At 53.8% G+C, this 23,994-nt stretch carries 26 protein-coding genes and 1 pseudogene; 21 read left to right on the top strand and 6 right to left on the bottom strand.

The features are described 5' to 3' along the window. The first annotated feature begins 22 nt into the window (after nucleotides 1-22). From AC2FEE_RS22145 to argE, 9 genes are all read left to right on the top strand, one after another. Nucleotides 23-817 (top strand): C45 family autoproteolytic acyltransferase/hydrolase, encoded by a 795-nt coding sequence (locus AC2FEE_RS22145; RefSeq protein WP_496867558.1) that lies wholly within the window; start codon nucleotides 23-25, stop codon nucleotides 815-817. Between the two features lie 577 nt (nucleotides 818-1,394). Continuing rightward, nucleotides 1,395-2,315 (top strand): LysR substrate-binding domain-containing protein, encoded by a 921-nt coding sequence (locus AC2FEE_RS22140; RefSeq protein WP_496867556.1) that lies wholly within the window; start codon nucleotides 1,395-1,397, stop codon nucleotides 2,313-2,315. A gap of 237 nt (nucleotides 2,316-2,552) precedes the next feature. Continuing rightward, nucleotides 2,553-3,596 (top strand): threonine aldolase family protein, encoded by a 1,044-nt coding sequence (locus tag AC2FEE_RS22135; RefSeq protein WP_496867555.1) that lies wholly within the window; start codon nucleotides 2,553-2,555, stop codon nucleotides 3,594-3,596. Between the two features lies 1 nt (nucleotide 3,597). Beyond that, nucleotides 3,598-4,368, top strand: coding sequence for an amino acid ABC transporter ATP-binding protein (locus tag AC2FEE_RS22130; RefSeq protein WP_496867554.1), 771 nt, complete (start codon nucleotides 3,598-3,600; stop codon nucleotides 4,366-4,368). Between the two features lie 29 nt (nucleotides 4,369-4,397). Further along, entirely contained in the window at nucleotides 4,398-5,198 is an 801-nt protein-coding gene (locus AC2FEE_RS22125; protein ID WP_496867553.1) for an ABC transporter substrate-binding protein, read from the top strand. A gap of 59 nt (nucleotides 5,199-5,257) precedes the next feature. Continuing rightward, nucleotides 5,258-5,947, top strand: a complete 690-nt coding sequence (locus AC2FEE_RS22120; protein ID WP_298855859.1) for an amino acid ABC transporter permease — start codon at nucleotides 5,258-5,260, stop codon at nucleotides 5,945-5,947. Nucleotides 5,948-5,956: 9 nt separating this feature from the next. After that, nucleotides 5,957-6,646 (top strand): amino acid ABC transporter permease, encoded by a 690-nt coding sequence (locus AC2FEE_RS22115; RefSeq protein ID WP_496703902.1) that lies wholly within the window; start codon nucleotides 5,957-5,959, stop codon nucleotides 6,644-6,646. Between the two features lie 131 nt (nucleotides 6,647-6,777). Beyond that, nucleotides 6,778-7,581, top strand: coding sequence for a pyrroline-5-carboxylate reductase (gene proC / locus AC2FEE_RS22110; protein ID WP_496867551.1), 804 nt, complete (start codon nucleotides 6,778-6,780; stop codon nucleotides 7,579-7,581). A 58-nt stretch (nucleotides 7,582-7,639) separates the two neighbouring features. After that, entirely contained in the window at nucleotides 7,640-8,794 is a 1,155-nt protein-coding gene (gene argE / locus AC2FEE_RS22105) for an acetylornithine deacetylase (RefSeq protein WP_496867549.1), read from the top strand. Nucleotides 8,795-8,955: 161 nt separating this feature from the next. Here the strand turns inward: argE and AC2FEE_RS22100 are convergent. From AC2FEE_RS22100 to putA, 3 genes and pseudogenes are all read right to left on the bottom strand, one after another. Then, nucleotides 8,956-9,123, bottom strand: a pseudogene (locus AC2FEE_RS22100) (IS6 family transposase); the annotation flags it as partial. Between the two features lie 208 nt (nucleotides 9,124-9,331). Beyond that, on the bottom strand, nucleotides 9,332-10,771 hold the full coding sequence (locus AC2FEE_RS22095) for a Glu/Leu/Phe/Val family dehydrogenase (RefSeq protein ID WP_496867547.1): 1,440 nt from the start codon (nucleotides 10,769-10,771) through the stop codon (nucleotides 9,332-9,334). Beyond that, nucleotides 10,771-14,244 (bottom strand): bifunctional proline dehydrogenase/L-glutamate gamma-semialdehyde dehydrogenase PutA, encoded by a 3,474-nt coding sequence (gene putA, locus AC2FEE_RS22090; RefSeq protein WP_496867545.1) that lies wholly within the window; start codon nucleotides 14,242-14,244, stop codon nucleotides 10,771-10,773. The genes AC2FEE_RS22095 and putA overlap by 1 nt, the downstream gene beginning before the upstream one ends. A gap of 133 nt (nucleotides 14,245-14,377) precedes the next feature. Between putA and AC2FEE_RS22085 the strand changes: the two genes are divergently transcribed. Further along, on the top strand, nucleotides 14,378-14,851 hold the full coding sequence (locus AC2FEE_RS22085; protein WP_496867543.1) for an Lrp/AsnC family transcriptional regulator: 474 nt from the start codon (nucleotides 14,378-14,380) through the stop codon (nucleotides 14,849-14,851). A gap of 13 nt (nucleotides 14,852-14,864) precedes the next feature. Here the strand turns inward: AC2FEE_RS22085 and AC2FEE_RS22080 are convergent, their stop codons facing one another. Then, nucleotides 14,865-15,065, bottom strand: a complete 201-nt coding sequence (locus tag AC2FEE_RS22080; RefSeq protein WP_496867542.1) for a hypothetical protein — start codon at nucleotides 15,063-15,065, stop codon at nucleotides 14,865-14,867. A gap of 18 nt (nucleotides 15,066-15,083) precedes the next feature. Between AC2FEE_RS22080 and AC2FEE_RS22075 the strand changes: the two genes are divergently transcribed. Continuing rightward, the gene (locus tag AC2FEE_RS22075) at nucleotides 15,084-15,581 is read left to right on the top strand and encodes a LysR substrate-binding domain-containing protein (protein WP_496867541.1); all 498 of its coding nucleotides are present in this window, start codon (nucleotides 15,084-15,086) and stop codon (nucleotides 15,579-15,581) included. Nucleotides 15,582-15,754: 173 nt separating this feature from the next. Here AC2FEE_RS22075 and AC2FEE_RS22070 read toward each other — a convergent pair whose 3' ends face one another. Beyond that, on the bottom strand, nucleotides 15,755-16,261 hold the full coding sequence (locus AC2FEE_RS22070) for a MarR family winged helix-turn-helix transcriptional regulator (protein ID WP_496867574.1): 507 nt from the start codon (nucleotides 16,259-16,261) through the stop codon (nucleotides 15,755-15,757). A gap of 96 nt (nucleotides 16,262-16,357) precedes the next feature. Between AC2FEE_RS22070 and AC2FEE_RS22065 the strand changes: the two genes are divergently transcribed. The 10 genes from AC2FEE_RS22065 to AC2FEE_RS22020 all read left to right on the top strand — a co-directional run bounded on the left by AC2FEE_RS22065 (nucleotide 16,358) and on the right by AC2FEE_RS22020 (nucleotide 23,418). Then, nucleotides 16,358-17,314 (top strand): catalase, encoded by a 957-nt coding sequence (locus tag AC2FEE_RS22065; protein ID WP_496867539.1) that lies wholly within the window; start codon nucleotides 16,358-16,360, stop codon nucleotides 17,312-17,314. A gap of 127 nt (nucleotides 17,315-17,441) precedes the next feature. Further along, nucleotides 17,442-18,353 carry a catalase gene (locus AC2FEE_RS22060; RefSeq protein WP_496867537.1) on the top strand — a complete coding sequence of 304 codons (912 nt, stop codon included), beginning with the start codon at nucleotides 17,442-17,444 and terminating at the stop codon, nucleotides 18,351-18,353. A 92-nt stretch (nucleotides 18,354-18,445) separates the two neighbouring features. After that, the gene (locus AC2FEE_RS22055; protein ID WP_496867536.1) at nucleotides 18,446-18,865 is read left to right on the top strand and encodes a group III truncated hemoglobin; all 420 of its coding nucleotides are present in this window, start codon (nucleotides 18,446-18,448) and stop codon (nucleotides 18,863-18,865) included. Then, complete coding sequence (locus AC2FEE_RS22050) at nucleotides 18,862-19,602, top strand: DUF2189 domain-containing protein (protein ID WP_496867534.1); 741 nt, start codon at nucleotides 18,862-18,864, stop codon at nucleotides 19,600-19,602. The genes AC2FEE_RS22055 and AC2FEE_RS22050 overlap by 4 nt, the downstream gene beginning before the upstream one ends. Then, the gene (locus tag AC2FEE_RS22045) at nucleotides 19,603-19,893 is read left to right on the top strand and encodes a TehB-like domain-containing protein (protein WP_496867532.1); all 291 of its coding nucleotides are present in this window, start codon (nucleotides 19,603-19,605) and stop codon (nucleotides 19,891-19,893) included. Then, entirely contained in the window at nucleotides 19,883-21,502 is a 1,620-nt protein-coding gene (gene ccoN, locus AC2FEE_RS22040; protein ID WP_496867531.1) for a cytochrome-c oxidase, cbb3-type subunit I, read from the top strand. The genes AC2FEE_RS22045 and ccoN overlap by 11 nt, the downstream gene beginning before the upstream one ends. 6 nt (nucleotides 21,503-21,508) lie before the next feature. Beyond that, nucleotides 21,509-22,240, top strand: a complete 732-nt coding sequence (ccoO, locus tag AC2FEE_RS22035; RefSeq protein WP_496867529.1) for a cytochrome-c oxidase, cbb3-type subunit II — start codon at nucleotides 21,509-21,511, stop codon at nucleotides 22,238-22,240. Then, nucleotides 22,237-22,404 (top strand): cbb3-type cytochrome c oxidase subunit 3, encoded by a 168-nt coding sequence (locus AC2FEE_RS22030; RefSeq protein WP_226689158.1) that lies wholly within the window; start codon nucleotides 22,237-22,239, stop codon nucleotides 22,402-22,404. Before ccoO ends, AC2FEE_RS22030 begins: the two co-directional genes overlap by 4 nt. Continuing rightward, nucleotides 22,395-23,267 carry a cytochrome-c oxidase, cbb3-type subunit III gene (gene ccoP, locus AC2FEE_RS22025; protein WP_496867528.1) on the top strand — a complete coding sequence of 291 codons (873 nt, stop codon included), beginning with the start codon at nucleotides 22,395-22,397 and terminating at the stop codon, nucleotides 23,265-23,267. Before AC2FEE_RS22030 ends, ccoP begins: the two co-directional genes overlap by 10 nt. 25 nt (nucleotides 23,268-23,292) lie before the next feature. After that, nucleotides 23,293-23,418 carry a hypothetical protein gene (locus AC2FEE_RS22020; RefSeq protein WP_496867526.1) on the top strand — a complete coding sequence of 42 codons (126 nt, stop codon included), beginning with the start codon at nucleotides 23,293-23,295 and terminating at the stop codon, nucleotides 23,416-23,418. 32 nt (nucleotides 23,419-23,450) lie between these two features. On the opposite strand, the gene AC2FEE_RS22015 is transcribed toward AC2FEE_RS22020, so the two are convergent. Next, nucleotides 23,451-23,915, bottom strand: coding sequence for an RrF2 family transcriptional regulator (locus AC2FEE_RS22015; RefSeq protein WP_496867524.1), 465 nt, complete (start codon nucleotides 23,913-23,915; stop codon nucleotides 23,451-23,453). Nucleotides 23,916-23,994 lie beyond the last annotated feature (79 nt).

Here is a 23,994-nt window from a genome sequence, read left to right as displayed (position 1 = left end):
ACAAATTTTTGCAACGGAACCGGTGGTTGAACTTGTGGGTGGCAGCGACAGCCAGGCACGGTTCCTCAGCTTTTACTGCCCACCCAAATACCTGTCTGGCTGCAGTCAAGCGATCTGGCGCGGCAAGACACCAATATTAGTGCGCAACTATGACTATCACCCAAGAACATTTGACGCCGCCTTGTTGAAAACCCGATGGGACGGGCGCGGTGTGATCGGGATGAGTGACGGAGTTCTGGGCCTGCTTGATGGGATCAACGATGCTGGTCTGACCGTCTCGCTGACCTTCGGCGGTCGGCCCGAGGTGGGCGACGGGTTCGGCGTGCCGTTGATCCTGCGTTATGTGTTGCAAACCTGCGAAACCACAGCCGAGGCCGTCGATTGCCTGTGTCGCATCCCTTGCCACATGAGCTATAACGTCACTGTTTTGGACGCTAAGTACAACCACAGTACGGTGTACCTTGCCCCCGACCGGCATCCGCAGATCTCGGACGTGCCAGTGGCTACGAACCATCAGGGCCACGTCGAATGGTCCAGGCACGCTCGGTTTACCGCGACAGTGGAACGAGAGCGCTTTCTGCTGAACCGCCTCAATCATCACCCGGAGAGCGAACAGCGCTTCATTGATGCTTTTCTGCGTCCTCCGCTTTATTCAACTGCATTTAAGTCAGGGTTCGGTACACTCTACACTGCCGCCTACCGACCAGCCAAAAGACAACTTGAGCTATTGTGGCCAGGTGCAAGTTGGAATTTCTCGTTCGATAGTTTCAGTGAAAGTGAACGCAGTATTCGGCTACCTGAACAGGAACTACTGTAAGAGTAGCAGTGTCCGTCATCAGGGTTTTTGCGACGCAACCGTTAAAACCGCTAGGAGTTCCGCGATTTCTCGCCAGCCTAGTGTCACCGCGAGCTTCAAAGCCCGGAAGTTGTTGGTGTTCGACCTATGCCCAACCGTAGCGATTGTGAAAATTGGGTTCAATCGTTCAGCAGTTTGTTGCAACCAAGCAGAATCCTATGATCAGAGGTATGTTAATACTTAACTCAAGTAATGCCTCGTTTTCCTTAACCATCCGTTGTTCAAAAAAAATCGGAGATCAAACTAATATCCGTCAATCTGCCAATGTGACAGCATCAGAACCCATCGTAAGAATCTTACGACCATCCGAGGTCGGCTCTGAGCCCAGTTCGCGGATGCTGCATTATTATGGAACGACTACAGCGCATTACGAAGCTGACATTGACGTAAGCATCTTACGCAGGCATCGTTCACTCCGTGGTTGCAACTGGTCTTGAGCGGTTTAGTTGCTTTTCTAGGATCTGATTAGCCTACCAAAGCGGTGCCATGCTTGTGGGCGCTCAAATAACTAACGAGATTACATGGTTGGGCTCGACACATGCAACTGAATTCACGTCTTCTCGAGTGTTTCCACGCTACGATGACAGTAGGCACAGTAACAGGTGCTGCCGAACTGCTTAACAGTTCCCAACCTGCGGTAAGCAGATCGTTGAAGCAACTGGAAGATGCAACCAGGATGACGCTGTTTGTTCGAACCGGCAACCGGGTTACGCCCACTCGTGAGGCGCAGTTGCTGTATGAAGAAGTCGACCGATCGTTTCGCGGCCTTAAACGCATCAGCCGGGCGGCTGATGAAATTCGAAACCTGCAACAGGGGAAAATCCACATCGCCTGCGCACCTGCTTTTTCTCAGGGCTTTCTGGTCGATACAGTCAAAGCATTTCGTAAAAGCAGGCCTGGGGTGCAAACCGTGGTCACGACCCGCATGACGCCGACAATTGCGGAACTGGCTACGTCACAGCAATGCGACCTAGGGCTGGCGGCTTACGCAATTGAACCAGAGGGTACTGAATTCGAAACCTTCACCGATTCCCCGGAAATCTGCATTCTGCCTGTTGGGCACCACCTGTGCAAAAAAAGCGTCATTTCTCCCGAGGATCTGCATGGTGTGGATTTTGTCTCACTCGGGCAGATTGATCCTTATTCGCAACGCCTTCAACGGTTGTTAGAAGAAGAAGACGTAACAACCTTAAACGTGATGGAAGTTCAAAATTCTCTGATGGCAGGTGAGGCGGTCGCGGAAGGTCTGGGCGTCACGATCATTAACCCGTTCTCCGCGCTCAGTTTCCGGCATCGTGCAATTGTGTTTCGACGCTTTTCCGTGAAACTCCCTTTTGCCACCACGTTACTGCGCTCCAAGTTTCGACCGGTAAGCGCGCTGATCGGCGAATTTGAAAAATGCCTGGCTGAGACCCGTAACCGCTATCTCGATGTGCTTGAAGATCTTCTGAACAAGTAGCCACTCGCCAGAGCACGGAGCCAAATCTAAAGCAACAAAACTGATGAATTGGGGGAAGCTATGGCCACCCCAACCAACTTGGAATTCGAAGTAGCTTATTCCCAGCATATCAAAAATGAATACTAGATATCATTAATTATATTTTTTACATGCTCACCGGCATGACATGACTCCCCCTACACAACTTGTAACGCGCCCGGCATCAAAGCTTCGACGGGCCTAGGGGAGAAGACCGCGATGTACGATTTCTACGCTGACACGAAGACCAAACCGACGCCCGAGATGCGCCGGACCGTGTTGGATTGTGTCGTAGGGGACGAACAAAAGGATGAAGATCCCACAACGACCGAGCTTTGCGCTCGGGTTGCAAAGCTTCTAGGGAAAGAGGCAGCTGTCTTTCTACCATCAGGTACGATGTGCAACGAGATTGCGATCAAAGTGCACACTAACCCGGGTGATGAAATCATCTGTGAGCAATCCTGCCACATCATCAATTTCGAAACCGGCGGACCCGCAGCAATTAGCAGCGTGATGATTAAGGCATTGCATGGTCGCAATGGCATGTTCACACCCGATCAGCTGCTGGGCGCCATTCGTCCGGATTCTCGATACATGCCACAAAGCACCCTGCTTTGTGTTGAGCAAACGGCGAACATGGGCGGTGGTGCTATCTGGCCGCTTGAACAATTGCAGGCCGTTTCCGCTGTCGCGAAAGACGCCGGATTGGCCACGCATATGGACGGAGCACGGCTGATGAACGCCGTTGTCAAAACGGGCATTCCTGCTGCCACCTATGCCGAAGGCTTCGACACCGTTTGGATCGATTTCACCAAGGGGCTTGCCGCACCGGTGGGGGCCGTGCTGGCCGGATCACACGAGTTTATAGCAAAAGCGTGGCGCCTGAAGCAGCAGATCGGCGGTGCGATGCGCCAATCCGGTATTGTTGCGTCTATGTGCCTCTATGCGCTGGATCATCATGTGGACCGCCTGGCCGACGATCATACGCTTGCGTCGAACCTGGGGGATCAGATTTCGCAGCTTGCCCTGGTCAAGGAAGTCCTGCCGGTCGAGACTAACATCGTCATTTTTGACCTGAAGGATGCGGCACCTACTGCCGCGGAAATAGTCGCGCGGCTTCGCGCCGACGGAATTCTGGCGGGTGCGTTTGGGACACGCCGCATTCGCATTGTCACCCATATCGACGTCAACGCCACCGCAGGTGAAGCGCTGATGGAGTTATTGAAAAAATATCTTGGCACAGACGCAAGGGAGGTCGCGTGATATGGACAACGGCTCTGCACAAAAAGGTGATGTACTGGTCAAGGTGGAAGGCCTGTCGAAGATCTTCAAAACCACCGACGGGCGTATAATCAACGCGCTGACAGATGTGAACACAACCGTGGATCGTGGCGAGGTTGTTGCCATCATCGGGCCCAGTGGCTCGGGCAAAAGCACACTGCTGCGGACCTTCAATGGGCTCGAGACGATCTCGAAGGGTCACATCTATATCGATGGGATCGACCTTGCGGACAAGAAAACCGACATGAATGCATTGCGCGCTGATGTTGGCATGGTCTTTCAGCACTTCAATCTGTTCCAACACAAGACATCTCTTGAAAACATTACGCTGCCGCAAACCCTGGTGCGCAATTGCACGAGTGCCCAAGCGGATCAGATCGCAATGGATCTTTTACGTCAGTTGGGGCTCGATCATCTGGCCAACAACTATCCGTCGCAGCTCTCTGGTGGTCAGCAGCAACGGATCGCGATCGCGCGAGCTCTGGCGATGCAGCCCAAACTAATGCTTTTTGACGAGGCGACGTCTGCGCTCGACCCGGAAATGGTTGGCGAGGTGCTTGATCTCATGAAGGGTCTTGCGACCGACGGCATGACGATGTGCATCGTGACGCACGAAATGAACTTTGCCCGGGAGGTTTGTGACCGGGTGATCTTCATGGATGCCGGTGAACTGGTGGAAACCGGTCAACCTGCGGAATTTTTCCAGAATCCGTCCACGGACCGCGCCAAGCAGTTCCTGGACAAAGTTCTCTAATCATCATCAACCAAAGGGAGAAGCCTCTGATGAATTTCTTGAAAACCCTCGCTGTCGGGGCGGTAGCATTTGCAGCTGCCCACACAGTAACACCGGCCCCTGCCAGTGCCGATACGGTGCAGGACATCGTGAACAGCGGCACACTGAACGTCGCTGTGCAAACTCAAGGCCCGCCGTTCAGCTTTGTCGACAAACATGGGGAGCGCACTGGTTTTGCCGTTGAAGTTGTCAAACTGATCGCACAGGACATGGGCGTTGAAATCGAATTCCACGATTACGAGTGGAAGGGCCTGATCCCATCGCTGCTGGCGGAAAAGGTTGATTTCATCGCCGCCGACATGACCCCCACACCCCAGCGCGCGTTGCAGTTGGTCTTCACCGAACCCTTCTACTATAGCGACGTGGTCGCCTATGTTGCTGGCGGGTCAGATGCGGCCAAATGGGAAGACCTGAACGTCGAAGGCGTCAACATCGGCGTTCCGCAAGCCAGCTCGCACGTCAAGTTCGTCCGCGACAACATGCCCAATGCCACAGTTGTCGAACTCTCTGGCGGCAGCCCTGCCGTGGCGCAGGCTCTTTCGGTTGGACGTGTAGATGCAGGTGTCACGTCGCGCGAAATCGCGACGCAGTTTACAGCCGAATTTGAGGGCGTGCGGCTTCTGGATGGAACCATCGTGCAATCGCCGCTCAGCTTTCCTGTCCGTCCCACCGATACGCATCTTGAGGCGTGGCTGAACAACTGGTTCCGCATCAAGAAAGCAGATCGGACAATCGAGCGTATGCTGGAGTATTGGGTGCATACCAAAGCCTGGGAAGCAGATCACAAATAATAAATGTAGGCCGTGAGGGACTATACCTCTCACGGCCAGCCTAACAAGGGAGGTGTACCATGAGATTGATAGAATTTTATAACTACAGGGTTGTTCTACAATACCTGCCCGAATTCGCCTGGGGGCTGTGGGCGACGCTCTGGATTTCTTTTGTCTGTCTTGTCGGTTCGCTTATCCTTGGCACTCTTGTCACCGTCGCGCGTCGATCTCAAAAGCGTTGGATATCAACCCCAGTGGCGGCCTATGTCGAAGCAGTACGCAGCACGCCATTGCTGGTTCAGCTTTACATTGTCTACTACGGGCTTTCGCAAATCCCGGTTCTGAATGTTCCGGTTCCGGCGCTTGCCTGCGGTATCTTTGCACTGACAATCCACACTGCCGCTTACATGAGCGAAATCATTCGCGGCGGCATCGAAGCTGTAGATCGTGGCCAATTCGAAGGCGCTAAAGCAGTCGGAATGAGTGAGCGGCAGACGATGATCCACATCATCTATCCGCAGGCCTTCGCGAAAATCATCCCGTCGCTTCTTGGACAGGCGGCGGTGCTTGTGAAAGACAGCTCCATCCTCAGCTTTATCGCTGTCTTTGAACTACTTGGTGCCGGGTTGATCATACTCTCCGACCGCGTCATGCCGACCGAGGCGTTCATGACCGCGGCCTTTGGGTATCTGCTGATCTATCTGCTGATGCTGGTGGCGTCGAATAAGATTCAAAAGAAGCTGTCGGGCAATGCCTGGAACAGCAGGTAGGAGGTCACAATGCTTGAACTCACGCTACAAACCATGCCCTTCTTGCTTGAGGGTTTTCTCAACACGATCCTGATTTCGCTTGTCGCGATCTCATTGGGCAGTTTCGTAGGCCTTGTGCTTGGACTTGGCCGCACGGTCGGGCCTAGGCTGGTTTACAACATCATCGGACTTTACGTGCACCTGGTGCGGGCGACACCATTCCTGGTGCAGATCTACATCGTCTACTACGTACTGCCGACGACGAAACTGCCGATTTTTGACTTCTCGAACTTCACGGCAGCCGTGATTGCACTGACAATCTATACATCATCCTACACGGCCGAGATTGTGCGCGGCTCATTGGAAGCCGTACCAAAAGGGCAATGGGAAGCGGCCGCAGCAGTTGGCATGAATATGCGCCAGCGTCTTCTGAACGTGATCCTTCCCCAGGCTTGGAAACTCACCTTGCCGCCCCTTGCCGGGGTTTATGTTCTGGTCATCAAGGGCACGTCGATCCTGACCGTTATCGGCGTGGTGGAACTTATGCGCCAAGGCGAAGACGCCATTCACCGGCATCCGGCGCACATCATGTGGATCCTCTTTCTCGTCGCGAGCCTCTATTTTATCTACTGTTTCCCGATCTTGCGCGGCATCAAACACATGGAAAAGCGGATTGCGGCCAAAGGTGCACGAAGCGTTGCCGGAGACGCTCAGTGGTAAGGCAAAACGTCACATGACTTTGATAGAGCAGCATCCTAGATGCTGCTCTACCACAATGAACCCTCCCTGTGAGGCAATAATATGGGCGGCCTGTCGAGCAGGCAAACCAATCAACTACGGGATCTAGAGCCATGACAAAGACAGTAGATAAAACCCTGTTTATCGGCGGCGGCAACATGGGGCGTGCTATCCTAAGAGGGTACAAAACTGATGGCGGCGACATGTCGAAAATCTCGATTATCGACCCCTTCATGGATGCGCAAGACGCCTCTGAACTCGGGATCGGAGCGCTCCACAGGGCGTATGACGACATTCCCAGCGACCTGAAATTCGCAACAATTGTTCTTGCCACCAAGCCACAGGTTTTCGAGGACGCCAGCCGCCCGGTGGCCAATGTCCTAAGTGAAGATGCACTTGTTATTTCCATCATGGCCGGCGTGACCAGCGCCAGAATCATTCAGAATATTGGCAGACAAGTACCTGTCGTGCGTTGCATGCCTAACATGGCCGCAGCGGTTCAGAAATCCGTCAACGTGGCCTTTGCGACGGATGCGTCCCGCAAAGACCAGTTTGAAGCGCTATTTGCTGGGTCTGGCCCAGTCAGTTGGGTCGACGACGAAGATCATATACACGCAACAACAGCCGTTTCGGGAAGTGGCCCGGCCTATTTCTTCGCCTTTGTCGAGGCCATGGGGAAAGCCGGAGAACATGCAGGATTGGATCCCCAATTCGCTTTGGACCTTGCTACCGACACGCTGATTGGAGCCGCCGAACTTCTGAAACAGGACCGCGTGCCATCTAAGTTGCGAGAAAGCGTGACCTCAAAGGGTGGGACAACTGCAGCGGCGTTAGAGCAATTTGCCCTGAACAACAACCTGAATGCGATTGTGTTGGAGGCCGTCAAGGCAGCACAAAGCAGATCGAAAGCGCTTTGAAGTAGTAAGGCTTAGATTTTTCAAATTGTCAGCCTGATGCTTTTTGCGGTGGTGCACAATGCAAGATATTCTGACTATCCTTGACCGGCTCTGCGCTTTTGATACGACCAGTCACAAATCCAATCTGGAGTGCATAGATTATTGTCGTCATCTGCTGGTGTCCGCAGGGTTCGATGTCACCATTCTGCCCAATGCTGACGGCACAAAGGCGAACCTGCATGCTGTCGCGGGTCCAATCGACGGTCCTGCTCTGGTCTTCGCAGGGCATACTGATGTTGTCCCTGTTGACGGTCAGAATTGGTCAACGGATCCGTTCAAACTGACGCGAAGGGATGGCAACCTCTTCGCTCGCGGCACAACGGATATGAAGGGGTTTGTCGCGGTCGCCCTTTCCACCGCGACAAATCTGGATCTGCACGCGCTTGGGCTCTCGCTGCATCTTGTTCTGACCTATGACGAAGAAACCGGATGTTTCGGCGCGCGGGATATCTCCGAATATCTGCGATCGGCGGTTCCCCCAGGGAGTTTCTGCATGGTTGGGGAACCCACAGATCTGCGGCCCATCGTGGCGCACAAGGGCATCATCGGCCTGCGGGCAACGGTGACCGGTTCCGAAGGGCATGCTGCCACCATCGCGACCAAAGCCAACGCCATTCACTTTGCATCCGATCTGGTGCAGTACCTGTTGCAACAGGCTCAGGTCTATGCAACCAAACCCAACAAAAATGACTACGTCACACCCTTTTCAACGATCCAGATCGGCCTGATAAACGGAGGTCAGGCGCGTAACATGATCGCGAAACAGTGCGATTTGGAGTTTGAATTCCGGCACGTGCCGGATGATCTAAGCGTCGAATTTTTGGAGGACCTAGAGGCGTTCCTGTCGTCAGACCTGAGGCCGAGAATGATCAGGAATGATGAACTCTCATCGATTCACATCAAAAAGATGTCGCATGTTCCCGCATTCAGAGCCAGTAAGAACAGCCCTTTCCTCAGCGCTTTGAAAGCAAATCTGGGGTCGGCCGACATAGGGTTCTGGGATGGTGTAACCGAGGCCGGGTACTATCTGGATGCTGGCCTGGATACCATCGTGTGTGGACCCGGAACCATTTCTCAGGCGCACCAGCCGAACGAGTGCGTTTCAGTGAGTGCCCTGAACGAGTGTAAAGATCTCCTGCGCCGTTTGACTTCCCAATTAGCTGCTGCTTCATAGGAAAGACCGGACATTGCGAAAGCAACAACGAGCTCACAGTTTGTCCGCATTTTGATTGTTGATGACGGTTGCAGCGAACGGTAGCTCCTCGTCAATTTGATGCAAAAAGCAGTTCTGTCCCAGATTTTTGGAGAGTAGCAAAACCGGAGCTTTTGAGCCGATTAACCTGCCAATCGGACGAACTGCTGAAATGGAGTGAGACTGGGCGTGAACTGACATTTGCGGATCATGTTGACCAGTTCAACGCCAGCCAGGGCAGAAGCAGCTGACTCAAAAGGCTTGAACCCCAACATGGGCCTGATCCGACGTTTGATGAACCCGTTATCTTGCTAAACCGGGACCGTCCACACATGGCAATGCCATCAACCGTCTTACAATCATTAAAATAGAGATGCGAAGGCGCCTGGGAGGGAGCAGAGGGTTGGCGCCTTCGCAGTTTAACTGGCTTGCTTTTCGTCCACTTGGGGTGAACATGTGACGACCATGTCAGCACGATTTCAATGAATATTCGGCTGCATGCCCTTTTGGATTGGCCAGTTAAATTCCTTTTGCCCTGTACGCCAAAGCCACCTCTTCGATCGCTATGGCATAGGCTGCGGTTCTAAGATCATCGATCTTGTTGTTGGGATCGTTGCGCAAATTTGACATTTTGGCATAGGCGTTGCGCATCATTTCATCCAATCCCGATCGCACCAGATCAATTTCCTGCCGAACGGCCAAGAACGCATCGGAATGCTCAGATGGGAAGTTTTGTCCGGTCATTTTTTCCATTGATTGTGCCATCAACAGATGATCGCTTTCATGATAGCGCCTCTCCATCAACCCAAATGGAATATGCGTAAGGTTCTTCACCCATTCGAAGTAACTGACCACGACACCGCCCGCATTGGCAAAGAGGTCCGGGATGATTTCGATACCTCGGTTTTTCAGGATCTTATCGGCAGAATAGGTCGTGGGACCGTTTGCTGCCTCGACGACAAGACGCGCCTGAATGCGCTCGGCGTTTGCCGCCGTTATCGCACCTTCGCCTGCTGCAGGGATTAGAATGTCACAAGGAAGCTCTAAAGCTGACAGGTTGTTTTCAATGTAATCGCCACCCTGATATCGTTTAAGCCCGCCGGAGTTGCTTAGATGGTCTTTCAGCGCTTCGATATCCAAACCGTCTTTATTATACACCGCGCCATCGCGTTCTGCCACGGCGACAATCCGACAGCGGTGTTCTTTCTCAAGAAACAGAGCAGCATGGAAGCCAACATTGCCAAGGCCCTGCAAGATCACCTTGCGATCCTTGAGTTCAGGCGTCTCAAATCCTGCTCTTTGATAATCTGTCGGCGTTCTGAAGAAGGCATTGATCGCATATACAATACCTCGGCCCGTCGCCTCGGTTCTGCCTTCGATCCCGCCGCCGCCAATGGGTTTGCCTGTGACACAGCCAAGCGCGTTGATATCCTGAGGTCGCTGACGGCGATATTCGTCGGCGATCCACATCATATTCAATTCATTGGTGCCCATGTCCGGGGCAGGGACGTTCATGGCGGGGCTAAGGAAGTTGTGTTTGATGAGTTCCTGGGCGAACCGGCGCGTGATCTTCTCCATCTCCGCTTCGGTCCACTCTGATGGGTCGATTGCCAGAGCGCCTTTTGAACCCCCGAAAGGCAAGCGCATCAAAGCACATTTGAAGGTCATCAAAGCGGCAAGCGCTTCAACTTCTCCTACATTCGCATCTGATGAGAACCGAATACCGCCCTTGGAGGGGTTGGTGTGGTCCGAATGTACCGAGCGCCAGCCTTCGAAAGTGAATAACCGATCCCGCAGACGCACCCCAAAGCGAGTTGTGTAGGTCGAATTACAGACTCTTATTTTTTCAGCAACGCCTTCGGGAAGGTCGCAATGCCCGACCGCTTTGTCGAACATTGCATTCACATTCTCTAAGAAGGTGGAGTTTCGCCCCTTTGTTTCAGGGTTCTGGACCAGCATCAGCTCGCCTCCGCCAACAGGCTGGCGTTGCCACCCGCGGCAGTTGTGTCGACGCAGACATGGCGTTCCATCATGCAGCGTTCTCCAAAGTCTTCCTCGGTTACCAGCGGGATAAGGGCGCCATCACGATCAGCCAGAGCTTTTCTGACAGCGCGCTGTTGTGTTTCCGATCCCCAGAACACAGCGAGGTCAAAGCCATTAAGCGAAGTCAGCGAAGCCGGATCCAGAACGCCGTCTACCGCGCCGGCCCCCTGTGCCCCTGGAGCGACCGTGATTGCGGCGCAGCCATGGGCACGTGCAATTGACGCTTGCTGAAGAGCGGCGGCAAGATTTGGTCCCAGACAAAGAACCTTACCGCGACCGTAGGTCGACAGAACGTTGGATTCTCCGGTCGGCCCCGGCAGTTCAGACGTGCTAAGTGCCAGCCGTTCAGGCGCGGCTGTTTCGTCAATCGCCTTCTGCACATCGGCCAGCGAGGCCACGGTACCCGTTTCCGCCGAAAACTGGCTGGAGGTTCCTTGAGTAAAGCGCTTTACATAAGAAGGACCGCCTGCTTTTGGCCCGGTTCCCGAAAGACCCTCGCCCCCGAACGGCTGCGACCCAACGATTGCGCCAATCTGGTTGCGGTTGATGTACATGTTGCCGGCATTCACCCGCGATGTGACCTGCTGAATCCGGTCATCAATCCGCGAATGCATGCCGAAGGTCAGTCCGAACCCGGTTTGGTTGATCGCGTCGACCACCTGATCCATCTCGGAGGCTTTGAAGGTCGCGACATGCATGACCGGGCCGAAGACCTCTTTCTCCATGTCGCCGATACCCGACACGCGCAGCACGGTTGGTGGAACAAATGTGCCGGTGTCAGGTACAGCAAGCTGTTTCAGGACACGGCCCTGACCGCGGGCAACCTCGATATAGTCCAGGATTTCCTTTTGAGCGCCACCCTCAATGACCGGGCCGACATCGGTGCGCAGATCCCATGGGTTGCCGATGACCAGTTCATCCATCGCGCCATAGAGCATCTCCAGAACCGTATCTGCGACATCTTCCTGAACATAGAGGATACGCAGGGCCGAACAGCGCTGACCAGCAGACTGGAACGCCGATGCGACGATGTCCTTGATTGCTTGCTCGGGAAGCGCTGTGGAGTCGACGATCATTGCGTTCAATCCGCCGGTTTCTGCGATCAGCGGTGCTCCGGGTTCGATCTCCCGGCTCATCGCACGGTTGATGGTCTGGGCCGTAAAAGTCGATCCCGTGAAACACACGCCGTTAACGCGGGGGTCAGACGTCATTTTGGCACCGACAACGGAACCGCGACCGGGGATCAGTTGCAGGCTGCTGAGGGGTACACCCGCCTGATGCATCATGCGCACGCCGATTGTTGCGATGATCGCCGTCGGCTCGGCAGGTTTAGCAATCACGCCGTTACCGGCTGCAAGTGCCGCAGCAATCTGACCAGAGAATATCGCCAGAGGGAAGTTCCAGGGCGAAATACACGCAATCACACCGCGCGCCGGACGGTTCAATTCCAAAGCGCGCGCCGCATAGTAGCGCAGGAAATCGACGGCTTCGCGCAACTCGGCGATGGCGTCCATCGGGGTTTTACCTGCCTCCCGGGTCAGGGCCGCGAAGATCTCACCGAAGTTTTCTTCGTAGAGATCAGCAGCCTTTTGCAAAACATCGGCGCGCGTTTGGGCGTCGGCGCTCCAGGCCTTTGCCGCACTCAGCGCCGTTTCCATGTCTTCTGCGGCTGCCTGCTTTGCAGTTCCCAGCTTGTCCGAGTGATCCGCGGGGTTGATCACGTCAAGGTCGCGATCACCAACAACCTCGCCTTCGATGATCGGACCGACATTCCAAACTTTGCTCTGGAACGGGGACCGGGCCTGTTCGATATCTGCCAGATCGGTTGTGTCATGCAGATCCCAACCGCGCGAGTTCGGCCGTTCGTTCCCGTAGAGGGCAACAGGCATCACGACAGACGGATTACGGTCCGGGGTAACGATCGTTTCAAACGGATCGGTGGCGATGGCTTCTGGCGGGACGTTCTCATCGACGATCTGGTTCACGAAAGAAGAGTTCGCTCCGTTCTCCAGCAATCTGCGGACGAGATAGGCCAGCAGGTCGCGGTGTGCGCCAACCGGGGCGTAGATCCGGCAGCGAGTTCCTTCGCCCTCAAGCACTATATCGTGCAGCGAATCACCCATGCCGTGCAGGCGCTGGAACTCAAATGCCCGCTTGTCATTGGCCATTTCCAGAATGGCCGCGACGGAATGCGCATTGTGCGTCGCAAACTGCGGATAAATCCGATCGGTCATTTCAAGCAGTTTCTTGGCACAGCAGATATAGGAAACGTCGGTCGCTGCTTTCCGGGTAAACAGTGGAAACCCGCCAAGGCCTTCGACCTGTGCCCGCTTGATTTCCGTATCCCAATAGGCGCCTTTGACTAGACGGACCATGATCTTGCGGTCCAATTCGGTCGCCAGTGTGTGCAGCCAGTCCAGAACAAGCGATGCGCGTTTTCCGTAGGCCTGAACCACAACGCCAAAGCCATCCCAGGCTGCCAAAGAAGGATCACGCAAGACGGCCTCAATCACGTCGAGCGACAAGTCCAGCCTGTCAGCCTCTTCGGCGTCGACATTCAGGCCCATGCCCGCGTCTTTGGCCTGTTGCGCAAGTTTCAGGGTCAAAGGCACCAACTCTTCCATTACGCGATCTTTTTGTCCAACTTCGTAACGAGGGTGCAGCGCGGACAATTTGATCGAGATGCCCGGGTTCTCACGAATGTCCTTGGACCGGCACTCGGCGGCCAGAGCTGCGATCGCATCCTGGTAGGCAACAAAGAAGCCTTTAGCATCTGCAGCAGTCAGCGCCGCCTCACCCAACATGTCATAAGAATAGGTGTAGCCCTGCGCTTCTTTCTTTTTGCCACGCTTGACCGCCTCTTCGATGGTCTGGCCAAGAACGAACTGAGCGCCCATTTCTTTCATCGCTCGGCCGACGGCAGCACGGATGACGGGCTCGCCAAGCCGTTTGACTGCGCCCTTCAGGGTAGCAACAAGCCCGCTGCCTTCCTGAAGAACCTTGCCGGTCAGCATCAAGGCCCAGGTCGATGCATTGACCAGGGAGGAAGAAGAGTTGCCAAGGTGTTGGCCCCAGGCCGAAGGTGCAATCTTGTCCTCGATCAGGGCGTCAATCGTATCCGCATCCGGCACACGCAACAACGCCTCTGCAAGACACATCAGGGCAACGCCTTCGCTGGTAGACAGACCGTATTCGGCCAGGAACACTTCCATCAGGCCGGGTTTGTCGTCCGCCCTGATTGTTTTAACCAGTGTAACAGCGCGGTTACGCGTCGCCGCTCGATCAGACGCTGTGAGTGCTGCATTCGTCGTGAGTTCCCTCAAAACCTCGGTTTCGTCGCGTAAGTGGTTTTTGCGGATTCTGTTCCTGATAACAGCTAGCTCTGGCATGGCAGCTCTCCTCCGTTTCCCTAGCCTTTATGCTTGCGGCGTATGCTAGCAAACTTGGGTATTTCATGTTGCCTAAAAAATTGGAAACTGGTAATCAGAAGAACCTTATTATTGCATTTTTGAGGTCAAAATATTGGATAAGATAGATTCTGATAGGCAACTGGACCGATACGATCGCGAGATACTTACGATTCTCAGCCGTGAAGGCCGGATACCTGTGACAGAACTGTCTGGGCGTGTTGGCTTATCTAAGACCCCTTGCCAGGTCCGGCTCAAAAGATTGCAAGAGGAAGAATTTATTTTGGGGTTTCAGGCAGTGATAAACCCGGCAAAGCTGGATTTGGAGCAAGTGGCTTTTGTTGAGGTCAAACTATCTGACACCACTGAACCCGCTCTGTCTGCGTTCAATACTGCCGCCAGAAAAGTTCCCGAAGTTGAGCAGTGCCACATGATTGCTGGCGCGTTTGACTATCTTATCAAGATTCGCACCTCGAATATGAGGACCTTTCGCGCGGTTTTGGGAAAGACAATTTCAACCCTTCCTTATGTAGCCAGCACGTCGACACACGTATCTATGCAATCCGTCAAAGATCGTGAAACTGTCTAGATGTGATCATACTTCAGTTCTTCGTATTCTGGTAAACTGTGCCGCATGCGAACCCGTGCGGGTACCCGCCGATCAGCGCCTCAAGTTGCGTTTGTTTGACCACCGCATCGACCATAGTTTGCGGCATCAGCGCAGACCCAGAAGCCAAAAGGTGGGTGGTATTTTGTACCCCAGGTGTTTCGTCGCTGACTTTTTCAAGATCAATTGAACCCAAGGCTCCGCCCCTGCTTGCTTGTTTGTTCCTAACAGTGACGGTGCGGCAGATTTTTACTTCGACTATCTCTTCCGTCACTCTAACTGTCGCGCTAAAACCCACCGGTTTGAACAAAGAGAACAATTATCTCTGGTAGATCTTGCCGAAGAGGCGCTGATCGTATTTCCGCCTCATGACCCTTACGGGAAGAGGTTGGATGAAGCGTTCGAGACTCTGGGTCTGGAACCCTTCTATCGCATCGAAACGCCAATGTCCGAGACCGTCGCGGCGATGGTTTCGAATGAGCTAGGTGTTGCGATCATCAACCCGTTCACTGCGATGAGTTTCCCGGGGCATCACAAGCTGGGTGTTCGTACAATATCAAATGCCGGGACATTCACGGTAAAGCTGTGGCAACCGCTACACCGGCCAACCTCTTCAATTGTAAAGTCATTTTCCAGTTACTTGGTTGAATGCCGGGATGCATGCCTAAAACAGCTTGAGAAGGAAATTGGAATACCATCGCGCAGTGATTGACCAGGCTTCCCCTTTCAATGAGATGAAGGCCAACTTTGCGGGCTTTCCAGGTCTCAAATCCTGAACGGGATGGGCAGAGCGTGGCGCCAGTTTGCCGCCGCTGAACCGGTTTTGCGCCGCTCTGTAAGTGCCTGCAAGCCGAAAGCCTTTGTCTTGATGAACTCCGGGGGCATTCAATGGCGGTTGCATGCGGGTATTTTCTGCGCCGGTTGCAAAGGTTGCTTGTCCGCTATCTTTTTGCAGATCCGAATAATCTCATCTGCTTCGCGTTGGGTTAGTCCGATCTGGGAAAAGACTTCAGACGAAATCCCGCAGCTCTTGATCCAGATTCCGCGCCCGGCTTCGGTCAGGGTCACGATCTTTTGACGCTCATTTCCGTCCTGCACTTCCCGCCGCAGTAGCTCTTTTTCCTCAAGGCGCCTCAAAATCGGCGTCATCGTCGCGCCTGAAACGTCCAGACGCCTTGCCAGATGGGAAATCGAAACGCCGTCTTCCTCGGACAATGCCATCAGGACAAGATACTGGGTATAAGTAAGCCCCTGAGCCTTCAGGAGTGTTTGGTAGTGCTGCTCGATCTTGTGCGATGCGGCATAAACGGCAAAGCACAGTTGATTGTCCAGCCGGACATCCGGTGAGTTCTTTGAGTTTTTGGTTCTGGGCAAGGTCACGCCTTCCTTCATCAGGGTCACTCTTTCACTAGCATCAAAAGTTTTACTTGCAAATAATAAGGTACCTAAGTATTAGGCAGGCAATAGTTATGACCGAAGGAGAAATCAATGACTAAACCCAGCCTAATGGCACTGTGTTTCTCAGTTGCGGCGTTTCCAGTAGCTGCCGAGGATGATTTTGACTTTGAAAGCGGCTTCGCAGCCTTCGAGCAGCTTTTTGGTGTGACCGAGGGCAAACGCCGGAACCATACCAAGGGATTTTGTGTTGAGGGGACGCTCACGCCGGTGGATGCTGCGATCAAAGAGTATTCTAACAGTCCCTTGTTCACCGAAACGTCCTCTGTAATTGCGCGGGTGTCTCACAAAGGTGGCAAGGCCAATCCCGCGGATGACAAATACGGTCTGTTGGGGTTGTCGATGCAGATTACGACACCTGGTGACGATCTGCATGTGATTGCGATGAATACCGAGCATTTCTTTCCGGTGCCGACCAGCGATGCTTTTATCGGGCTGTTGCGCGCCAAAGCATCTGGTGGCGATGCAACAAAAGCCTTCGCCGCAGCAAACCCATCGCTGAAGAAATACAGCGAATATCACGGCTCGTTGGAAAAAACGCTGCGCCCCTATGAGGGGGCCAAATACTTCAGTGTGAATTCCTTCCATCTGGTAAATGAAGCCGGAGAAGAAACGCCAATACGCTTTGATTTTCGCCCTTCGGGCGAGCAGGGTATAGTGGTTGAGACCCACCCTGACTTCTTTCTTGAGAACATGGAGGCTAACATCGCCAATGGCGGCGTGTCCTGGGATATGGTGATCACTCTGGCAAATCCCGGCGATGTGATCGACGATCCCTCCATTCAGTGGACTGGGGAGCACACGGAAATCGTTGCGGCCAGGTTTACTGCAGAGGTCGCGATGGCCGAAGCGGACGGACAATGTGATGAAATCAACTTTGATCCTCTGATCCTGAGTGAAGGCTTCGCTCCTTCCAACGATCCGATGCTGGAGGCGCGTTCGCTGATCTATGCGCACGGTGTTGGTCAGCGACTTTCCGAAAAAGAGTAACGGTTCAGAGTGAACCCACTCGCCTGGCAGACTTCCAGATAAATCACCTTGTGCGCCAGAGCGCTGCGGAAGGAAGTCTGCTTGGGTGGTTTCACTTGCTGAATGATAGTTCCAGAAGGAGACAGCAATGACACAGGCGGCAAAACTGATTGACGCATTGAACGGTACATTCGGCCGTCATGAAGGCTATCGCGCCTCTCATGCCAAGGGGTTTGCAGCGAGAGGGCGCTTTATTCCCTCAATCGAGAAAACTGATGCGCAGATTCCGATGCTGTTAAGCGAACAACCGGTCGTCGCGCGATTTTCTGTTGGCGGTGGAAAGCCTGGGATCAGTGATAAAAGCCCGACAGTGCGCGGCATTGGGTTGAAAGTCGGGCAAGGTGCCGAGTCCTGGGTGATGGCGCTGATTTCAAATCCTGTATTCTTTGCAAACTCACCTGAACAGTTTCGGGCCTTTCTGGCCGCACGCGTTCCTGATCCGGCAACCGGGGCACCAAACCCAGAACTTGTTCAAATGTTCAATGATGCCAACCCAAACACAATTCCCCATCAGGCGTACCTGAAATCAGTCGCACCCTGCAGGTGTTATTCCCAGGAAGAATATCACTCGGGCCATGCATACCGCATCTTGGTCAGTGATCGGTCGATGGCCGCGCGGATCATGCTGAAGCCGAAGGGTGGGCGGATTGGATTGTCTGAAGAAGAAATAAAAACGCTTCCTGATGATTTTCTGTACGACCGGCTTCTGCAAAAGCTAGGGGATTCTCCGGTCAGCTGGACATTGAATCTGGTGGTCTCAAATAACGCGGATAATGTCTCTGATCCCACTGTCCCGTGGGACGGCGCCCATGCCGAGATTGAACTTGGGACTATTCAGATTGAATTGCCGGATGATCGTGCAGAAAGCGCTAATGGGGTGTTTGACCCAGCCCATATGCCGCGCGGAATTGAGGCGCCGGAAGATGAGGTTTTCCCTCTGCGCAGCGAAGCTTACGCAGAGTCTGTGGGCAGAAGGTCCAACTATTTGGCAGGCCGCTGATCACTGCTGATCGTGCTATGCACGCTATAATAGGTATTGACAATACCTATTATAGCGTGCAGATAGTGAGGCGTATCGTTAAGGTAGATCCGATGACTCGTACCATGCCAATTCGACCACATATGTTTGACATCACTGCGGATGAAATCGCGACTTTGGTCAACCGGTTCTATGCGCGCATCAGAGTGCATCCTGATCTGGGGCCGGTATTTGACAGGGCAATCGAAGATTGGTCGGAACACGAAGAAAAGATCGCAGCCTTTTGGCGCGGCGCCATTCTTCGTGAACCTGGTTATTCGGGAAACCCGATGCGGGTTCACCTGGCGAACTCTGAAATCCAGCCAGAACATTTTCGCTTGTGGCTCGACCTGTTCGAAGACACCGCAAAAAAAGCCCTTAGACCTGCAACCGCCGAAGCGTTCTCACATTTGGCCAGCAGGATCGGTAAGGGCTTGTCATTCGGAATTGAGAACTTTCGTCGAGAGGCTGACGCTCCGCCGGTGTTGTCATGACGGCCTCTGTCTATACCAAAGCACAGGTCATCTCTGATCCTCCCGCACGTGTTGTCAAACGTTGGCTGCAGGCGGGCTGGGGCGACGTGAAACGCAACCCGGGATATTCCTTGCTATACGGTGGTTCACTCGTAGTTCTGGGGTGGATTTGCATTGCGGCCCTGATGCTCAACGATCTTGGTTGGGTTTTGTTGCCTTTGCTAGCTGGCGGCGTTTTGGTCGGACCAGTTGCAACAATTGGTCTTTATTCCCTAGCCAGCGGCAGAACAGGGCTCAAAGAGGCCACAGGTCAGATTACTTTGGTGGGCGTTATACTGATGGTTTTTGCCCTCATCTGGATTCGCGCTGCCACGGTTATGTTCGCCATAGTCTACGGGCTTCGCCCATTCTCAAGCTTTGCAGATACGCTGCATTTGCTGATTACTACGCCTTCAGGTTGGGCGCTGTTGATCGCCGGCTCAGTGGTTGGTGGGCTGTTTGCGGCATTAGGATTTGCGGTATCAGCGTTTTCATTGCCAATGCTGATTGACCGCAAGATCGATGGCTTCTCGGCTATGGGGCTCAGCTTCAACGCCACCACTCACAACTTCAAGCTCTGCTTGTGCTGGGGAGCCATCATCACTCTTCTGACTTTGGTTGGAATACTGTCCGGGCTACTGGGTTTGGTCGTGGTGTTCCCATTGCTCGGGTACGCGACCTGGCATGCTTATGCCGAGCTTTTTCATGGAGATGCATAAATGACCGAAGCGCTTCCAAAAGGCGTGGTGCACTATGCGACCTCGCGGTTCACGCATGAGACATTGCCAGAAAAGCTGCGCAAAGATCACAGCACCAAAGCGGGTGTTTGGGGTCAATTGGCCGTGCAACATGGGCAACTTCTACTGAGCCGGGATGACAAGGGTGATCTGGTTCTGGGCGTTGGGGATACTGCTGTGTTCGCACCACAGGAAACTCATTCGGTGAATCCGATTGGCGAAGTCGAGTTTGAAGTACGCTTCCACCGGCAGGAGGCGCCCGATGCTGCGTGAGAGTTTTCTTGAGGATGCTGCCGTCCTGTGTGCCCTTGCTTTGATCTTTGTCGGTGGCATATCCATACTTGGCTGGGGGGTTCCTACCGCCTACGTGCTGCACGGTTGGTTGATCGCAATAGCTGCTGGTTGGGGGTTGATGTGGATGATCAACCGTTTGAGCGAGGCCCCAAAGGATATCCCTTTAGAATACAATGACAAGGTCATTCGGTTTGGTGTCATCGCCGCGCTGATTTGGGCAATCATAGGGTTCACGGTTGGCGATATCCTCGCCTGGCAGTTGGCGTTTCCAGAATTGAACGGTGATATGTTCTGGTCGAACTTCGGCCGGTTGCGCCCGGTTCATACATCTGCCGTGATTTTTGGTTTTGGCGGCAACGCGTTAATCGCGACGTCGTTTTATGTGGTCCAACGTACCGCGCGCGCCAGATTGGCCAGTGAATCACTGCCCTGGATGGTGTTCTGGGGGTACAGTCTGTTCATGGTCCTTGCGGCGACCGGCTACCCCTTGGGGATCACCCAATCCAAGGAATATGCCGAACCGGAATGGTATATGGATATGGTTTTGCTGATCGTCTGGGTTGGTTATCTTGGTCTATACCTAAAGACGCTCTCTCGCCGGGTCGAACCGCATATCTATGTGGCAAACTGGTACTACCTGGCCTTCATCGTTGTCATCGCGATGTTGCACACGGTGAACAACCTCTCGGTTCCGGTTTCCATCGCTTACCCCAAAAGCTATTCGCTGTTTTCCGGCACGCAGGATGCCATGACACAGTGGTGGTACGGGCATAACGCAGTCGGATTCCTGCTTACGGCAGGGTTCCTGGGGATGCTGTACTACTTCCTGCCCAAAGCTGTGAACCGGCCGATCTATTCTTATCGCATGTCGATTGTCGGGTTCTGGGGGATCACCTTTCTGTACCTCTGGGCCGGCTCGCATCACCTGCATTATACAGCTCTGCCTGATTGGGTTCAGTACCTTGGTATGACCATGTCGATCATTCTTCTGGTCCCTAGCTGGGCCTCAGTTTTCAACGGTATCCTCACGATCAACGGGGCTTGGGATAAGGTCCGGACGGACCCGGCGGTCCGGTTCATGATGGTCGCAATTCTGTTCTACGGATTGTCTACATTCGAAGGGTCGTTTATGGCGATCCGTCCGGTCAATTCGCTGAGCCACTACACCGACTGGACTGTCGGCCATGTACATGCAGGCGCGTTGGGTTGGGTTGCCTTCATCACCTTTGGTGCCATGTACAAACTGGTGCCCTGGATATGGAAGCGGGACGGCGTGTATTCCTTGCGGCTGGAGGCCTGGCACTTCTGGCTCGCCCTGAGCGGGACACTGATTTATGTCGGCGCGATGTGGAACAGCGGCATCACGCAATCGCTGATGTGGCAGACCTATGATGCGGATGGTGCGTTCCTTTATTCCTTCCTCGACAGTGTGATCGCCATGCACCCCTATTATATCGCTCGAGCGGTAGGTGGACTGCTGTATCTGATCGGAGCCTGCATCGGTGCCTATAACATCTACATGACTGTCAGTGGGCCACGGCAAACCGAGACCAGGCAAACCGGACCTTTGGTTCAGCCGGCGGAGTAGAGACCCATGAGCACACAACACCAAAAGCTCGAACGCCACTCACTGGGCTTTGCCATGGCCATCCTGCTGGTTGCATCGATCGGTGGCATTGTTGAAATCGCCCCCCTGTTCACCATCGAAAACACGGTGGAAGAAGTCGAAGGTATGCGGCCCTACACGCCGCTGGAACTTGCCGGGCGTGACATCTATGTCCGCGAGGGGTGCTATGCCTGCCACAGCCAGATGATCCGCACCCTGCGGTCGGACATCGAACGCTATGGACATTATAGCCTGGCTGCCGAAAGCATGTATGACCATCCGTTTCAATGGGGCTCGAAACGTACAGGGCCGGACTTGGCGCGCATTGGTGGAAAATACTCTGATGCATGGCATGTAGCGCATCTGGAAGCGCCGCGAGAGCTGGTCGAGGGGTCAATCATGCCCGGATATGCGTTTTTGTCCGAGACGCGTCTTGCGACTGGACATTTACCTGCCTCGCTGAAAGCCCTCAGCCGGGCTGGTGTGCCCTATACGGACACCCAGATCGAAAACGCCGAAAAGGACGCCGCATGGCAGGCGGATGCTGAGCAGTACTTTGAAGGAGAGTTGCAGGCAAGTTACGGTGAAAACGTTCAGGTTCGGGACTATGACGGGCAACCGGGCAGGCTGACGGAAATGGATGCCCTTGTAGCCTATCTTCAGGTTCTTGGCACATTGGCCGATCTGGATTCGTTAAACCTTGAGGAGGTTCAGCGATGACACATGATACGGTTCTCGTTTTCTCCAAGACTTGGGGCGCAATCTACCTGCTGGCCGTCTTTTTAGCTGCAGCTGTTTGGACCTATTGGCCCTCGCGCCGGAAGGTTTACGACGATGCCGCCCAATCCCCACTCGATCGTGAGGAGGATCAGCCATGTCGATGAAGGAAAAGGATCCCGTTTCCGGCACCGATCTGACTGGCCACGAATGGGACGGTATCAAAGAGTTGGATACACCTGTTCCTAGGGCTGCCCGATGGGCGCTGTGGATCAGTATCATCATAGCAGCGCTGTATTGGGTGTTTTACCCATCTTTCCCGAGTGTGCGTGACTACGCGAAGGGGATGCTCGGCTATTCCTCGCGTGCAGAAGTTGCGACGGCACTTCAACAGGCGGATGCGAGTCGAGAAATGACATTCGCGCCTTTCGCGTCCGGGGATATAGAGAAGCTGGCTGCCGATCCGACGCTTGAGGCGCGATATAGCGCGTCGATTTCCAAGCTTTACGCCGACAATTGTGCGGCTTGTCACAGGAATGATCTTAAAGGACAGGTTGGCTTTCCCAACCTGGTGGACGGTCATTGGCTGTGGTCAGGCTCGCCGGAAGAGATAGAGGCTACCATTCGATATGGGATTAATGGGCAGCATGACGATACACGGATTGCACAGATGCTTGCCTTTGGTGCGGATGGCATGATCGAAAATCAACAGGTTGAGGAAGTCACGGAATTTGTCTTGTTCCTCTCTGGACAGCAGCATGATGCGACGGCGGCCGAAGCCGGTAAATTGGTTTTTGAAGAAAACTGCGCGGCATGTCACGGAGATGACGGCCGCGGGGGCTACGAGATCGGCGCGCCAGATTTGGGCGATGAAAGTTGGATCTATGGAGGCGACCGGGACGCCATCTATCACAGCATCCATTTTGGCCGACGGGGGGTGATGCCGGCGTGGGACGGACGTTTGAGTGACGCTCAGATCCGAATGCTGACACTGTACTTACTCTGGAATGCAGAAGATGTACCAAGCTGAAGAGAATCCACGATTCCGAAGGGCAATGTATCTGATGATAATGGTCCTGTTGGCCGGCTACATCGGATTCAAGGCATGGCACCTTTCCATGGCATTCGAGGCATGGGAAGGGCAGGCGATTGTAGGTGCCGTGCCGGGCGCAGCTAAATGAAAACCGTGATTTATACGATTTTAGTTTGCGTATTAATGATCTGAAGCCAGTGCATGACTAACTTCTAGCGCTCGGATCAAGTTTTTCATTCCGCGATTTCCTTCTAAAACGTCCTGCAATGTCTTGCTGTCCAAGGCAGTAAAAAACGCCTCCTGAGCTTCGTTTAGAATGGGTAGCAACCCACAAGCGGGCGTCATCACGCAACAGCCACCGTCTTCCTTCATGCATTCCACCAAAGGGGTTCCGCGTTCGGATTTTCGCAGCAGGCCGCCAATCGAGATCGCATTGGGAGGCAAGGCCATTCGCATGCCTCCGTTGCGCCCACGCACGGATTCTACGTAGCCCTCGTGTGTAAGCCACTGGGAGATCTTGGCCAAGTGATTGAAGGGCAAGTTTTGCATTGCCGCGATTTCACGGGTCGACATTAACCCTTCTTCATGGGTGGCGAGGTGGATCAGGATGCGCAAGGCATAGTCGGAAAACTTTGTAATTTGCATAGCTATACTTCTCATAAAAAATAGGCTTTGAAAATGCATATTTTATTGACATCATTTTTCAGCGCCTATAATAGGTATT

This window comes from Ruegeria sp. YTSC199, assembly GCF_059609725.1.
The sequence above is the reverse complement of the archived record's forward strand: the minus strand, read 5'-3'. Positions and strand labels throughout refer to the sequence as shown.